Source organism: Actinomadura kijaniata (assembly GCF_014138665.1).
Taxonomy (GTDB): Bacteria; Actinomycetota; Actinomycetes; order Streptosporangiales; family Streptosporangiaceae; genus Spirillospora; species Spirillospora kijaniata.
In genome coordinates this window covers 605,856-619,154 of sequence record NZ_JACJIA010000004.1, presented here as the reverse complement: position 1 = coordinate 619,154, position 13,299 = coordinate 605,856, and the positions used below count along the sequence as shown (strand labels likewise).

The 13,299-nt window shown below is 71.1% G+C and carries 16 protein-coding genes; 9 read left to right on the top strand and 7 right to left on the bottom strand.

Features of this window, described 5'->3' with window-relative positions:
• The first annotated feature begins 39 nt into the window (after positions 1-39).
• Entirely contained in the window at positions 40-1,110 is a 1,071-nt protein-coding gene (locus tag HNR61_RS18880; RefSeq protein WP_312897966.1) for a CapA family protein, read from the top strand.
• A gap of 5 nt (positions 1,111-1,115) precedes the next feature.
• Here HNR61_RS18880 and HNR61_RS18875 read toward each other — a convergent pair whose 3' ends face one another.
• Positions 1,116-2,372 carry an erythromycin esterase family protein gene (locus tag HNR61_RS18875; protein ID WP_312897965.1) on the bottom strand — a complete coding sequence of 419 codons (1,257 nt, stop codon included), beginning with the start codon at positions 2,370-2,372 and terminating at the stop codon, positions 1,116-1,118.
• A gap of 228 nt (positions 2,373-2,600) precedes the next feature.
• Between HNR61_RS18875 and HNR61_RS18870 the strand changes: the two genes are divergently transcribed.
• Complete coding sequence (locus HNR61_RS18870) at positions 2,601-2,846, top strand: DUF6343 family protein (protein WP_182844440.1); 246 nt, start codon at positions 2,601-2,603, stop codon at positions 2,844-2,846.
• 522 nt (positions 2,847-3,368) lie between these two features.
• Complete coding sequence (locus HNR61_RS18865) at positions 3,369-3,917, top strand: DUF4262 domain-containing protein (RefSeq protein WP_182844439.1); 549 nt, start codon at positions 3,369-3,371, stop codon at positions 3,915-3,917.
• On the opposite strand, the gene HNR61_RS18860 is transcribed toward HNR61_RS18865, so the two are convergent.
• From HNR61_RS18860 to HNR61_RS18850, 3 genes are read right to left on the bottom strand one after another with little or no spacing between them, the layout of a single operon-like run.
• Complete coding sequence (locus tag HNR61_RS18860; protein ID WP_182844438.1) at positions 3,914-4,219, bottom strand: hypothetical protein; 306 nt, start codon at positions 4,217-4,219, stop codon at positions 3,914-3,916. The genes HNR61_RS18865 and HNR61_RS18860 overlap by 4 nt on opposite strands.
• A complete protein-coding gene (locus tag HNR61_RS18855; protein WP_067831874.1) occupies positions 4,216-4,422 on the bottom strand; it encodes a hypothetical protein in 207 nt (68 codons plus the stop codon). The genes HNR61_RS18860 and HNR61_RS18855 overlap by 4 nt, the downstream gene beginning before the upstream one ends.
• Positions 4,419-4,850, bottom strand: a complete 432-nt coding sequence (locus tag HNR61_RS18850; RefSeq protein ID WP_246443157.1) for an ATP-binding protein — start codon at positions 4,848-4,850, stop codon at positions 4,419-4,421. Before HNR61_RS18850 ends, HNR61_RS18855 begins: the two co-directional genes overlap by 4 nt.
• Before the next feature lie 152 nt (positions 4,851-5,002).
• Here HNR61_RS18850 and HNR61_RS18845 point away from each other — a divergent pair, with 152 nt between their 5' ends.
• The 6 genes from HNR61_RS18845 (at position 5,003) to HNR61_RS18820 (ending at position 11,124) form a co-directional block, all read left to right on the top strand.
• Positions 5,003-5,794, top strand: coding sequence for a helix-turn-helix domain-containing protein (locus HNR61_RS18845; RefSeq protein ID WP_182844436.1), 792 nt, complete (start codon positions 5,003-5,005; stop codon positions 5,792-5,794).
• The gene (locus HNR61_RS18840; RefSeq protein WP_182844435.1) at positions 5,785-5,970 is read left to right on the top strand and encodes a DUF397 domain-containing protein; all 186 of its coding nucleotides are present in this window, start codon (positions 5,785-5,787) and stop codon (positions 5,968-5,970) included. Before HNR61_RS18845 ends, HNR61_RS18840 begins: the two co-directional genes overlap by 10 nt.
• Positions 5,971-6,508: 538 nt before the next feature.
• On the top strand, positions 6,509-7,027 hold the full coding sequence (locus HNR61_RS18835; protein ID WP_182844434.1) for a GNAT family N-acetyltransferase: 519 nt from the start codon (positions 6,509-6,511) through the stop codon (positions 7,025-7,027).
• A 245-nt stretch (positions 7,028-7,272) separates the two neighbouring features.
• Positions 7,273-8,127, top strand: a complete 855-nt coding sequence (locus HNR61_RS18830) for a DUF1963 domain-containing protein (RefSeq protein WP_182844433.1) — start codon at positions 7,273-7,275, stop codon at positions 8,125-8,127.
• A 250-nt stretch (positions 8,128-8,377) separates the two neighbouring features.
• Entirely contained in the window at positions 8,378-10,480 is a 2,103-nt protein-coding gene (glgX, locus tag HNR61_RS18825) for a glycogen debranching protein GlgX (RefSeq protein WP_182844432.1), read from the top strand.
• A 98-nt stretch (positions 10,481-10,578) separates the two neighbouring features.
• A complete protein-coding gene (locus HNR61_RS18820; protein ID WP_182844431.1) occupies positions 10,579-11,124 on the top strand; it encodes a hypothetical protein in 546 nt (181 codons plus the stop codon).
• A gap of 82 nt (positions 11,125-11,206) precedes the next feature.
• Here the strand turns inward: HNR61_RS18820 and HNR61_RS18815 are convergent, their stop codons facing one another.
• The 3 genes from HNR61_RS18815 to HNR61_RS18805 all read right to left on the bottom strand — a co-directional run bounded on the left by HNR61_RS18815 (position 11,207) and on the right by HNR61_RS18805 (position 13,286).
• On the bottom strand, positions 11,207-12,031 hold the full coding sequence (locus HNR61_RS18815; RefSeq protein WP_182844430.1) for an LLM class F420-dependent oxidoreductase: 825 nt from the start codon (positions 12,029-12,031) through the stop codon (positions 11,207-11,209).
• Positions 12,028-12,429 (bottom strand): MerR family transcriptional regulator, encoded by a 402-nt coding sequence (locus HNR61_RS18810; RefSeq protein WP_312897964.1) that lies wholly within the window; start codon positions 12,427-12,429, stop codon positions 12,028-12,030. The genes HNR61_RS18815 and HNR61_RS18810 overlap by 4 nt, the downstream gene beginning before the upstream one ends.
• A gap of 98 nt (positions 12,430-12,527) precedes the next feature.
• Complete coding sequence (locus HNR61_RS18805) at positions 12,528-13,286, bottom strand: aminotransferase class IV (RefSeq protein WP_182844429.1); 759 nt, start codon at positions 13,284-13,286, stop codon at positions 12,528-12,530.
• Positions 13,287-13,299: the final 13 nt, after the last annotated feature.

The following is a 13,299-nucleotide window of genomic DNA, read 5'->3' as shown; positions in this document are numbered from 1 at the left end:
GGAACGGGGTCGGCCTGGAGGTGAACGGCGACGATCACGGTGGCCCTCGGCGGCGACGTGATGCTCGGGCGCGGCGTCGACCAGATCCTGCCCCGGCCGGGCGACCCCGCGCTGCGCGAGGCGTACGTGCGGGACGCGCGGACGTACGTGCGGCTGGCCGAGGCCGCGCACGGGCCGATCCCGCGGCCGGTGGGGTTCCGCCGGCCGTGGGGCGAGGCGCTGCGCGTGCTGGAGGAGGCCGCGCCGGACGCCCGGATCGTGAACCTGGAGACCGCGATCACCCGGGGCGGGACGTTCGCGCCCGGCAAGGCCGTCCACTACCGGATGAGCCCCGGCAACCTGCCGTGCCTGGCCGCCGGCCGGCCCGACGTGTGCGTGCTGGCCAACAACCACGTCATGGACTTCGGCGTCCAGGGCCTGGTCGAGACGCTCGCGGCGCTGGAGGGCGCCGGCCTGGCGTGGGCCGGGGCGGGCCGGGACGAGCGGGAGGCCCGGCGGCCCGCCGCGGTCCCGGCCGGGAGCGGCCGGGTGCTGGTGTTCGCGTTCGGCATGGCCTCCAGCGGGATCCCGGCCGGGTGGGCCGCCGGGCCGGGGCGGCCGGGGGTCGCGTTCGTCCCGGAGCCGTCCCAGGATTGGGCCCGCGCGATCACCGAACGGGTCCGGCGGGACAAGCGCGCCGGGGACGTCGTGGTCGCGTCCGTCCACTGGGGGTCGAACTGGGGCCACCACGTGCCCGGCGAGCACGTCCGGTTCGCGCACGCGCTGGTCGACGGCGGGGTGGACGTCGTGCACGGGCACTCCTCCCACCACCCCCGCCCGATCGAGGTCTACCGGGGCCGGCTCGTGCTGTACGGGTGCGGCGACCTCATCGACGACTACGAGGGGATCACCGGGTACGAGGAGTACCGCGACGACCTGCGCCCCCTGTACCTCGCCTCGCTCACCCCGGGCACCGGCGCGCTGGCCGAGCTGCGGATCGCCGTGCTGCGGGCGCGGCGGATGCGGCTCGAACGCGCCGCGCCCGCCGACGCCGGCTGGCTCGCCGACACACTCCGCCGGGTCGGGACGCCGGTCGTCGCCGAGGGCGGGACGCTGGTGCTGCGCCCCTGACCCCTTCAGACGCCGCTGGGCAGCGTCTCCAGCTCGCCCCGGCGGGCCGCCTCCAGATGCAGCGGGTCCAGCGCGGACGTCCGCCGGAACCAGCACAGCGCGTCGTAGCGTTCGGCGAGCACGGTGGGCACGTAGTTGCGCCGGTCGCGGCCCGGGTCGTAGACGACGCCGATCGCGCGGTGGCCGCGCCGCTCCCGCGGCCAGGCCGCGTCGGGCCCGTCGGAGAACACGAACAGGGCCCGCGCCAGCTCCGTCCCCATCAGCAGCGCCTCCACCGTCCCGGGAGGGGGCGCGGGCACCGCCATCGTCTCCATCGTCCCGCCCCAGCGCGGCGCGGCGATCACCTCGCCGGAGCCGCCCGCGAACCCGACCGCGACGACCGCGTCCCGGCCGTGCCGGTCCCGGGCGAGCTGGCCCAGGTTCACCATCCCGGCCGCCGCCATGTCGGTGGCGCGGGCGTCGCCGATGTGGGTGTTGTGCGCCCAGACCACCGCCCGCGCCCCGGCGCCGTGGAAGTCCAGCAGCCGGTCCAGGGTGTCGGCCATGTGGACGTCGCGGACGTTCCACGACTCGGGACCGCCGACGATCATCGCCCGGTAGTAGCGCTCGGCGCCCGCGGCGACCTCGGCGTTCTGCCGGGCGTTCAGGTCCTCGGCGCCCTCGGCGGGACGGCGCAGCCGGGTCAGCAGCTCCAGCACCTCGTCCTCGCAGCCGCCGGGGACCAGCGCGTAGGAGCCGGGATCCTCGCCGTGCGGCTCGAAGCAGCGGTAGGCCGCCAGCGCCGTCTCCACGTACTCGGGGCGGCGCTCGGACACGTAGCCGATGACGGAGCGCAGCGAGTCCCACAGGCTGTAGACGTCCAGGCCGTAGAAACCGACGCGGTCGCCCGTCCCGGCGTTGTGGTCGCGGAGCCAGCGGCAGAAGTCCACGGTCTCCCGGTTGGCCCACATCCACGTCGGCCAGCGGCGGTAGCCGTCCAGCACCTCCCCCGGGTCCTCCGGCGCGTCCCCGGCGAGGGTCACGCTACGGCTGACCTGCCAGCAGTCGGGCCAGTCCCCCTCGACCGCGACGAACGAGAACCCCTTCTCGGCGACCAGCCGCCGCGTCAGCGCCGCCCGCCACGCGTAGTACTCGTGGGTGCCGTGGCTGGCCTCCCCCAGCAGCACGCAGCGGGCGTCGCCGACGCGTTCCAGCAGCGGATCGAGATCGGCCTCGACCTCCAGCGGGAGGGCCGAGCCCAGGACTTCCTCGACCTCGTTCACGACGTGTCCCCCCTCGGTCCCCCGGCGCGGCCGGTGGCGGCGCGGGGACGCATGCCCCCGCCCTCCCGCCGCTCGCGCCTGGTGTCGTGCTCGTGGCTTCCGGGTCGCGACATGATCTCGCCCCCTGGTCTCTGCTCGTTCCTTGCCCCCGGTCTCGGACGCGTACCCGCGCCCACGCGGGCCATTCGCCCGGGGTCCCCGGGCCGTCCGGTGGGAAGGAAACCCGGTATGAGCAGCATGAACAGGCGACGGCGGTCCGGCGCCGAGCCGATGACGGCCCGCAGCGCGCTGCGGACGCGAACGGCGTTCGCCACGGTCGGCCTGATCGTCGGCGTGGCGCTGGCGGTGGCCTGCGCGTTCTGGGGGGAACGGTCCCCGGGCGGGGGCGCGGCGGCCTGGACGCTGGTGGCGCTGGGCGTGGTCGTCGCGATCATCTCCGCCGCCGACCTGTGGGTGCTCCGCCGCCGCCGTTGATCACCTCTGGATCGGGAGCCGTGAGGGCTCGCCCTCCACCGACCTCGGTTTCCACCGACGATCCAGACGCCCCGGCACGTCTCGACCAGACCTTCCGAGGTATGCCGGGCGCACCCGGCGGGAAGATCCTGCACGCGCCAGGCGTCTGGCAACGAACTCCTGGTCGGCCGCGTCAGCCTCACCGACCTGGGAACGGACACCCGGTGACCACGAGTGGCGGGGCAGCGACGTCCCGCCGCTTCGCGTTCGGGAGCGAGACGTTCCGGATCGCTCCCGAACGTCCGCCGGGCTGATGGCAGAGGTCGATGCGCTGTGCGTCCGCTGGGCCTGACCGAACGCCGCCTGGTCCCCGCCCCGGAAGCCATCTGCGTTCCCCGGCCGACAACCCCGGTCTTCTGGTCTGCCCCTCGCGAACGCCGGGCACGACCACGGTCGCATCGTGCACTTTCCGTTATGTCCTCGGGACCCTCGGAAGCGCATATCCGCATTCCAGGCCGCCTGGAAGATCGTAAAGTGGTGCCCATGACCGAGGGTCGCCCTACGTGCCACTGCGTGCTCGACCACGACTATGGCGACCGCGACCGGATGGACAACTTCCTGCTGCGCACGATCGTGCACATCACCCAGTACGGCTGGAGCGTGGTGCTGGTGCAGCCGGAGGAGCACCGTCCGGGATGGGCGTACACGATCGGGCTGTGGCACAGCCTGCGGGCCCCGGAGCTGGCGATGTTCGGCGGCGACGTGTACGAGATGGAGGAGTCCCTCAACAGCCTGGGCCGCCAGACGACCGAGGGGGACGTCCCTTCCGACGGGGACCGCCGCTCCGGCGTGGTGCGCGACCGCGAGGTGGCGTTCCGGACGGTGGACACCCGGTGGTACGAGGTGATGATGCCGGGGGCGGTGTCGTTCTACCGGCGTCCGCCGCTGCCGTTCCTCCAGGTGGTGTGGTCGAACGAAAGCGGGTTGTTCCCCTGGCAGCCGGGCACGGACCTGCCGTTCCGCCACTCCCAGCCGTGGCTGTGGCTGGACCCGCGCCAGCACTCCCGGGGCGTGTGGACCCGCGACCTCTAGCGGGCCCGTCCCGGCTGCGGGACGGCCAGCGCCCCGGCCAGCCAACGCGCCGCGACCACCGTGTCGGTAGCGGACACCATTCCCAACGCGCAGACGAACCAGCCGCCGAACGTGCTCACGTCCACGACGTTCTGAACGCGGGCGTCCACGTACGCCACCTCCAGATGCGGAGCGGCGTCCCTGGGAGTGAGAAGCGAGGCGTGCAGCGGCGAGCCCACGTTCCGAAGCGCCCCGACCAACGCCACCAGACGCAACGTCTCGGCCTCCTCGTCCCACCATGTGTCCCCTTGGTCGCTGCTCACGCCGCACGCCCTGCGAACGTCCGCGCGGCCTGATCGAACGCTTCGGGATCGGTCCCGGCCAGGTGCTCCAACAGCCCCTCGACGCTGGAGGCGCTGATCAGCATGAACCCGGCCGCCCGCCACACCCCTCGATCGCAGATCCAGATGTCCCACCGGGGGAACCACTGCCGCAGGAGCACGAGCAGAACGTCACGAGGCGTCATGCCGCGCCCCCGTTCAGGACGGCGTAGACGGCCTTGCCCCCGGAGGCCAGGTGCCGGAAGCCCCATCCGGCGGTGAGCTCGGAGATGATGGCCAGTCCTCGTCCGGAGAAGCACTCCAACGACAGCGGCCGAACGCACGGCTCGGCGCGGCTGCCGTCCCGCACCTCCACCACGGGCCCGTCCGCCGACAGGTACAGCCGAACGGAGATGACCTCGCCCGGCGCGCTGCCGTGCTTGTAGGCGTTGGTGACCAGCTCCGACACCACCAGCAACGCCACCTGCACCGCCGCGCGATCCACGCCTTTGGCCTCCAGCCACCCCCGCGCGAAATCCCGTGCAGATTTGATCGCCTCCGGAACGGAGGTAAGCACCAGAACGGACGGTTCGGCCGTAGCCACCGGAGGCGGATTGACACCCTTATCGATCATGGCCGCTGCCTTTGCCTTGTGACTCCCGGTTGATTTCTCGTAACCGACCTCCATCCACGCACGGGAAGCCATACCGTTACCAGGACAGCTCCAGAAAGCGTGCAGTACACGAGCAATAGCGAGCTCTTAGCGAGCATGATCAAAGGAGCCACATGCCGGTCAGCAAGATCCCCGCCGAGCTGCTCACCTTCGGCGCAGAGGTGAAGCGCCTCCGGCTCGCCAAAGGGCTGACCCAGGCCGAAACGGCGGACACGGTCAACGTCACGCGCGGCTACGTCGGGCAAGTCGAGGCGGGAACGACCCGATGCCGTGCCGACTTCGCCCGCCGCCTCGATCACGCTCTCAGCGCGGAAGGCCGCTTGATAGAAGCCTGGGAAGAGCTTCTGGACAACATAAAGAAGAACAAATACCCAAAATTCTTTCTCAGCTTCCCAAAAGCAGAGCACACGGCCACGATGCTGCGCGGCTACGAAGAGCGGCTTGTCTACGGCCTCTTTCAAACCGAGGGGTACGCCCGCGCCCTGCTCTCAGACGAGGAGGCAGTGAAGGCTCGCATGAGACGACAGGAGATCCTCCAACGCGATCCGCCACCCACCGTCTCAGTCGTCATGGATGTCAGCGTCCTCTACCGAGAACTCGGCGGGCCAGACGTCATGCGCGACCAGCTGCACCATCTCTTGGACCTATCGCAGCACAGCAACATCAACGTTCAGGTCCTCCCGACGATCCACGTCCGGAATCTATGGGGAACGTTCGCTATCGCTACGCTGGGCGACAACTCCCAGGTCGTCTACACAGACAAGGCTTACGGGGGTGAGACGTCGACAGCAGTCGACGATGTAGCCTTCGTGAGCGAGGTCTTCTCCACCCTCCAGGCAGAGGCCCACAACGCGCGCGAGACGAGAGCGCTTATTCGAAAGGTGATTGACGAGAGATGGAGTTGAGCAGCATGCTATGGCGGAAGTCTTCCCACAGCAACGACTCTGGAGCGAATTGCGTCGAAGTTGCCGCCTCCCCCAACACCGTTGCCATCCGTGACAGCAAAAATCCAGATGGAGGAGTGGTGGCCCTCAACCGCATGGAAGCCTGCGCTCTATCTGCACTCATCAAGAGCATCTAGCTCAAAACAAAACGCCCTCGCTCCGCATCAGCAGAGCGAGGGGCGTTCTACTTTGAGCACATCATCCAGAATCCCGTGGGAGAAAACCTCCGCATACACGGGGAGCATGTGGACTACGCGGCCAGGCAGATCGCCGCGCCGGGACCATCCCCGCGCATGCGGGGAGCACCACGGCTGGCGCGAGATCATCAACTCGGTGTCGGGACCATCCCCGCGTGCGCGGGGAGCGCCAGGTCCGCGTCTACCAGCAGCTCTACCAGCAGGGACCACCCCCGCGTGTGCGGGGAGCACAGCTTCACAAGCGCCCGGAGTTGATCGAGGCCGGGACCATCCCCGCGCGTGCCGGGAGCACTCTTGCTGAGCTGGGTGTTTGTTCGGTTGGGGCGCGGTTTTTGAGCACCTTGCGAGAGTTGGATATTTCGGGCGCGCTTCTGGGGTGGGTGTGGGTCGATCGTAGGCGCATGGTCCTTTCGGTGCGGAGGTTCGAGTTCTTCGGCGGTAGTGCTGGAGCGGTCGTTGGGCGGGTTAGGGTCGGGGGATGTTCGGGCCGATCGGGGAGATCATTGAGACCCAGCGCCTCCGGTTGGAGCCGTTGGCCGTTCATCATGCCGACGAGATGGCCGAGGTGCTGGACGATCCGCGGCTACACGACTACATCGGCGGGGAGCCGCTGACGCGGGACGAGCTGCGGGCCCGGTACGAGCGGCTGGTGGCGGGGCCCGCGCCGTTCCATCAGGAGGGCTGGCTCAACTGGGTGATCTTCCGGCGCCGCGACGAGCAGCCCGTCGGCTACGTCCAGGCGACGGTGACCCCCTCCCCGACCGCGCTGAAAGCCTCCATCGCGTGGGTGACCGGGATGCCCTACCAGGGGTTCGGGTTCGCGACGGAGGCGGCGGGGGCGATGGTGGGCTGGCTGCGGGCGCACGGGGTCACCGAGATCACCGCGAGCATCCATCCCGAGAACGCGTCGTCGGCGGCGGTGGCCCGCAAGCTGGGCCTGCACCCGACGCCGGACGTGGACGACGGCGAGACCGTGTGGCGCGTCCCCTCGTCCTGAGAGATCGTCTTCGTTCCTCTCAAGTGATCGTCCGGAGGTGAGGGCGTCCCCTCACGGGTCGTGACCGCTCCCCGTCGAGCGCGCCCGGGTCACGCACCGGCGCACGTCATGCCTCGCCGTCCACCGCGTGAACGGGTAAGCGAAGTGGCGGTGGGGCTCGTCGCTGAAGGGGCCGAGGCTTCGGCTCGTCCGGAGTTCGACAGGGCACCCGCCCAAGCTCCGCGATGGCCTGCACAATTGCGCCCATGTCCTCCAAGAATCGGCTCGCCGACATCGCTCGCGAGCACCTTCCCACCGATGTCGCGCGGCAGTGGACCGACCTGCTGAAACCGGCCGTGCGGCTGGCCCACGCGGCCGACGGCGACGCGATCGTGGGCCACCTCGGTGGTGAGGCGGCACTGCCGCCGGACACGCCCTGGCCCGTCTGGGACGGGCACGGCCCCCTGTCGTTGTGGCTGACCCTTGACTGCGCCGCGCTGCCCACCGCCGAACTCGCGCTCCCGGAGTCGGGTCGGCTGCTGTTCTTCCTCTTCGACGGGCAACTGTGCGAGAGCTCCAGTCCGTACATCGGTGACGACGATCCCGGCAGCCGGGGCGCGCACCAGGTCGTCCACGTCCCCGAGGGCACGCCGACACGGCCCCGTCCAGGCCCGGCGGCGCTGCACCACCAGATCGAGGCGGAGCCGCTGACCGCCTCGGTCATCTGGACCGCGCCCCAGTACCCCACCGATCTGGAGGACTGGCACGTCCGGTTCGGCGCACCCGACGAGGCCACCAGCCGGGCGCTTCACGGCGAGGAGTTCGAGGACACGCTCGACCTGTGGGGACGCGCCACGCACCAGGTGGGTGGCCACCCCTTCGCACCACAGACACCGGTCGAGGAGGACCTGGCCGCCCATGTGGTGTTCGCGGGCACCGACCGCAGTGCGGCCGAGTTGCGCCGCGAGGTCGCCCGTTGGCGGCTCCTACTCCAGTTCATGCCCGATCATCGGACTCGCCTGTGGTGCGGGGACACCTACTACCTGTACTGGTTCATCACCGTCGAGGATCTGGCCGCCCGGCGATGGGACCGGGCACGGCTCCTCGCACAGGACACCTGACTTCCAAGGTCGATGCCGACGCGACACTCGACCCCCTCGAAGACGGTCCTGGCCGGGTCCGGACCGTGTTCCACGGGGCCGATCGTGCCCGCACAGGTCGCCGTGGGAGGGCCGGACGCGCTGGGTAACCGGACAGATCCTTAAAAATGCCCCATAACGGGCTGATCTCAGGCTGGGGCATACAGACGGTGAACGGGTAGACCACAATCGACCGTGACCGCTGTAGCCGACGAGCCGAGGAGTGGGAACGATGCCGGAGGTCTGGCCTGGCGAGCCGTACCCGCTGGGCGCCACCTGGGACGGCATGGGCACCAACTTCGCGCTGTTCTCGGAGGTCGCCGAGCGGGTGGAGCTGTGCCTGTTCGACGCCGACGGGCACGAGTCGCGGATCGACCTGCAGGAGGTCGACGGGTTCGTCTGGCACTGCTACCTGCCCGGGATCATGCCCGGCCAGCGCTACGGGTACCGCGTGCACGGCCCCTACCGGCCGCGCGAGGGGCACCGCTGCAACCCCCACAAGCTGCTGCTCGACCCCTACGGCAAGGCCATCGAGGGCGAGGTGCGGTGGCACGAGTCGCTGTTCTCGTACCGGTTCACCGACCCGGACGCGTTCAACACCGACGACAGCGCCCCCTTCATGCCGAAGAACGTCGTGGTCAACCCCTTCTTCGACTGGGGCGACGACCGCCCGCCGCGCACGCCCTACCACGAGACCGTCATCTACGAGACGCACGTCAAGGGCCTGACGATGCTGCACCCGGGCATCCCCGAGGAGCAGCGCGGCACCTACGCGGGGCTCGCCCACCCGGTGATGATCGAGCACTTCCAGGACCTCGGGGTCACGGCGGTCGAGCTCATGCCGGTCCATCAGTCGGTCCCCGAGCACGCCCTGGTCGCGCGCGGCCTGACCAACTACTGGGGCTACAACACCATCGGCTTCCTCACCCCGCACAGCGCCTACAGCGCCTCGGGGCAGCGCGGCGAGCAGGTGCTGGAGTTCAAGGCGATGGTCCGCACCCTCCACGAGGCGGGCATCGAGGTCATCCTGGACGTGGTCTACAACCACACCGCCGAGGGCGACCACATGGGCCCGACGCTGTCGTTCCGGGGCATCGACAACGCCGCCTACTACCGGCTCCGCGACGACGACCGCCGCTACCACCTCGACTACACCGGCTGCGGCAACTCCCTCAACGTCCGCAACCCGCACGCGCTCCAGCTCATCATGGACTCGCTGCGGTACTGGATCCTGGAGATGCACGTCGACGGGTTCCGCTTCGACCTGGCGTCGGCGCTGGCGCGCGAGCTGCACGACGTGGACCGGCTGGCGGCGTTCTTCGACCTGGTCCAGCAGGACCCGGTGGTGTCGCAGGTCAAGCTGATCGCCGAGCCGTGGGACGTCGGCGAGGGCGGCTACCAGGTCGGCAACTTCCCGCCGCTGTGGACCGAGTGGAACGGCAAGTACCGCGACACCGTCCGCGACTTCTGGCGCGGCGAGTACGCGACGATGCCGGAGTTCGCCTCCCGCCTGACCGGGTCCAGCGACCTGTACGAGCACAGCTCGCGCCGCCCGTTCGCCTCCATCAACTTCGTGACCTGCCACGACGGGTTCACGCTGCACGACCTGGTGTCCTACGACGGCAAGCACAACACCGCCAACGGCGAGCACAACCGGGACGGCACCGACGACAACCGCTCCTGGAACTGCGGCCACGAGGGGCCCACCGAGGATCCCGCGATCAACGAGCTGCGCGCCCGCCAGAAGCGCAACTTCCTGGCCACGCTGTTCCTGTCGCAGGGCGTGCCGATGCTCAGCCACGGCGACGAGCTCGGCCGCACCCAGCGCGGCAACAACAACGCCTACTGCCAGGACAACGAGCTCGCCTGGGTGCACTGGGACGACGACCCCGGCGAGCTGGAGTTCGTCCGCATGCTGTCGCGGCTGCGCCGCGAGCACCCGGTGTTCCGCCGCCGCCGGTTCTTCCGGGGCGTCGGCCCCGGGCCCGAGCCGCTGGCCGACCTGGTGTGGCTGACGCCGGGCGGCGAGCCGATGACCGAGCACGACTGGCAGGTGGGGTTCGCCAAGTCCCTGGCGATGTTCCTCAACGGTGACGCCATCACCGAGCCCGACCCGCGCGGGCGGCCGGTCCGCGACGACTCGTTCCTGCTGCTGATCAACGCGGGCGACGCCGCGATCGAGTTCGCGCTGCCCTCGCCCGAGTACGGCGAGCGCTGGGAGTTCGCCCTCGACACCGCCGACCCCTACACCCTCGGACGGAGACCGCGCGTCAAGGCCCTCGACCAGGTGGAGCTGCCCGACCGTTCGCTGGTGGTGCTGCGCCGCCTCACCTGAGGCCGCGGCGTCCGGCCGGACGGACAGGATCCCCAAGTTTCCGGACCAGGTGATCCGGCCGCCTCGACATCGTGGCCGTCCCCTCGCAGGGTCGCGGTATGGAGTCCTCAGAAACCCTTCTGCGTCACTGGCCGGGCGTGCTCGGCCTGGCCACCGCCGCGCTGGCGCTGGCGGCCGACCCGGACGGCCCGGGGATCGCCGTCGCGGTGTTCGTGGCCGCCCTGTGCTATCTCGGCGCCGCGGCGCTGGGCAGGCGATGGGTCGCGTGGGCGGGCGTTCCCGCCGGCGCCCTCGTGGCGGTCCTCACCGAGGCGGCCGGTCTTTCGAACCCGGTCCGCCTCGTCATCGCCGCCGCCATCGCGCTGGCCCTGGTCGTCGCGGGCGTTCTCGGGGGTGTTCCGCGTCCGGCGCTCGCGGCCCAGACGGCGGCCCTGGCCGGCTACGGCGGTCTCGCCGCGGTCGCGGCGCTCGCCGCTCCCCGCGTCGCGCTGGCGCTCACCGGTGTGGTGCTGGCGGCCCACGCGGTGTGGGACGTCGTCCACCACCGGCGCGACCAGGTGGTGCCCCGGTCCCTGGCCGAGTACTGCATCGTGCTGGACGTGCCGCTGGGGGTCGGAGCGGTCGTACTGGCGGTCATCGGCTGACCGGGCCGCCCGCACCGGCCGGCGAGGCGGCTCGCGCCCCTCGCGCCCGAAGCGGTCGGCGCCTGGGGCCTGTGCGGAGTCCTCAGCCGCTGTACCGGGCGGCCAGGGCGGCGAGTTCGTCGAGTTTCCGGAGGGTCGCCGCTTCGGGCATGGTCTCCAGGTGGAAGGTGGCGCGGTCCGCCCCGGCCTCGGCGTACGCGTCCAGCGTGCCCTCACCGGCCGGGTCCGCCGGCACGGTGATGACGACGCCGGTACGGCCCCGCTCGGCCAGCGCCCCGCGCACCCGGCGGACGTCGTCGGGTGTGACCTCGATCGGGAACCAGCCGTCACCGTGAGCGGCCACCCGGGCCAGGGCCGCGGGGCTGTGACCGCCGATGTAGATCGGAGGGTGCGGGCGCTGGACGGGCTTCGGCCACATGCGCATCGGGCCGAAGCGGACGTACTCGCCGTGGAACTCGGCCTCGTCGCGGGTCCAGATCTCCTTCAGGGCCGCCAACCGCTCGTCCAGCAGGCGCCCGCGGACACCCGGGTCCGTGCCGTGGTCGCGCATCTCCGTCCTGTTCCAGCCCGCGCCGACCGCGAGGATCACGCGGCCGCCCGACAGCAGGTCGAGGCTGGCGACCTCCTTGGCGGTCTGGATCACATCGCGCTGCACCAGCAGCAGGACGCCGGTTCCCAGCCGCAGCCGCGTGGTCGCCGCGGCCGCGGCGGTCAGGGCGATGAGGGGATCCAGCGCGCGGTAGTAGGCGCGTGCCAGCTCCGTCCCGTCGGGCGCGGTCGATCCGGTGGGGATGTGCGAGTGCTCGGCCACGAACAACGACTCGAAGCCCCGCTCCTCCAGCGCGGCCCCCAGCGCGCCGGGACGGATCCCCTCGTCGGTGACGAAGGTCGAGACGCCGAACTTCACGGCCGGCCTCCGGAGAGGGTGTCGGGCCGAGACGCCCGCAACCGGGCGATCCGGCGGGTCAGGTGGTCGCGCTGCCGCTGGAGTGCCGCCATCCGCGCGTCGATCACCTTCAGCCGAGCCTCGTGGAGCTCCACCGCCTCATCGTTCCGATCGCAGTCGGGCGACTCGGCCGCGCCCAGGCAGTCGGCCACCTGCCGGATGTCGTCCACGGTCATCCCGGCCCGCAGCAACTCCCGGACGTTGCGGACCCGGATGACGGCCTCCTCGTCGTACTCCCTCCAGCCCGCCTCCGTGCGGCGCGCCCGCAGGAGCCCCTGCTGTTCGTAGTAACGCAGGGACCGCGGGCTGGCGCCGGTGCGCTTCGCCAACTCCCCGATGTGCACTGCCGCCCCTCTCACATCGACGACCGTAGATGCTGACACCAGTGTCAAGGGCAAGCCGTCCGGTGTGATCCGCGGCGGTGCCCCGGCGAGGAGGGCCGACCGAAGCGAAGGCCCTAGAGGGCGTCCCACGGGATCGAGGCGTACACGGCGTCGAGGTGTTCCGCGATCCCGGGGTCGCGGGGGATCGGTGTGTCCCCGACGCGTCCCACCGGGGAGACGCCGCTGGAGTTGGTGACGAACGCCGCCGCGCATCCGGGCAGGTCGGCCAGGTGGACGGTGCGGCGCCGGGCGCCGATCCCGGCGCGTTCCAGCAGCAGCATCGTGATGCCGGGCAGCGCGGGCGCGTCCGGCCACACGAACGTCTCCCCGTCATGGACCAGCAGGTTCGCGATACCGGTCTCGGAGACCACGCCGTCGGGGTCGGTCAGCAGGACGTCGTCGAACCCGTCCCGCTGGGCGAGCGCCATGTGCTGGAGCTGCGCGAACGACCCGGTGTGCTTGAGGTGCGCGAACGGCCGCCGGTAGGTGACCGGGCGCAGCGCGCGCGGCGCGGCCGGGGCCTCGTGGGGCTCCCGGACCGTGACCATGACGGCCGTGTCGCCGCCGTCCCGCCGGAACGCGTTGACGCGGACGGTGGCGTCGCGGTCGCCGGCCAGGGCGTGCCGGACCAGGCGGCGGACGCGGTCGCCGTCCAGGGGGACGCCGAACAGCTCGCGGTTGGCGGCGTCCAGCCGGGCCAGGTGCAGGTCCAGCCCCCGCACCGCGCGGTCCCGCACCTGCGTCACGGTGAGGTGACCGTGGTTGACCAGGGCGGGGACCAGCAGGTCCGCGACGGCGGGGGCGCGTCCGTCGATCTCGGTCCGGGCGTCCATGGCCGGAAGATAC

Excerpts from the sequence above, each read along its gene's own strand:
- HNR61_RS18840 (WP_182844435.1), top strand. The coding sequence starts at position 5,785 with ATGGAGTTGAGCAGCATGCTATGGCGGAAGTCTTCCCACAGCAACGAC.
- HNR61_RS18805 (WP_182844429.1), bottom strand. The coding sequence starts at position 13,286 with ATGGACGCCCGGACCGAGATCGACGGACGCGCCCCCGCCGTCGCGGAC.
- HNR61_RS18865 (WP_182844439.1), top strand. The coding sequence starts at position 3,369 with ATGACCGAGGGTCGCCCTACGTGCCACTGCGTGCTCGACCACGACTAT.
- HNR61_RS18845 (WP_182844436.1), top strand. The coding sequence starts at position 5,003 with ATGCCGGTCAGCAAGATCCCCGCCGAGCTGCTCACCTTCGGCGCAGAG.
- HNR61_RS18855 (WP_067831874.1), bottom strand. The coding sequence starts at position 4,422 with ATGACGCCTCGTGACGTTCTGCTCGTGCTCCTGCGGCAGTGGTTCCCC.
- HNR61_RS18870 (WP_182844440.1), top strand. The coding sequence starts at position 2,601 with ATGAGCAGCATGAACAGGCGACGGCGGTCCGGCGCCGAGCCGATGACG.
- HNR61_RS18850 (WP_246443157.1), bottom strand. The coding sequence starts at position 4,850 with ATGATCGATAAGGGTGTCAATCCGCCTCCGGTGGCTACGGCCGAACCG.
- glgX (WP_182844432.1), top strand. The coding sequence starts at position 8,378 with ATGCCGGAGGTCTGGCCTGGCGAGCCGTACCCGCTGGGCGCCACCTGG.
- HNR61_RS18830 (WP_182844433.1), top strand. The coding sequence starts at position 7,273 with ATGTCCTCCAAGAATCGGCTCGCCGACATCGCTCGCGAGCACCTTCCC.
- HNR61_RS18835 (WP_182844434.1), top strand. The coding sequence starts at position 6,509 with ATGTTCGGGCCGATCGGGGAGATCATTGAGACCCAGCGCCTCCGGTTG.
- HNR61_RS18820 (WP_182844431.1), top strand. The coding sequence starts at position 10,579 with ATGGAGTCCTCAGAAACCCTTCTGCGTCACTGGCCGGGCGTGCTCGGC.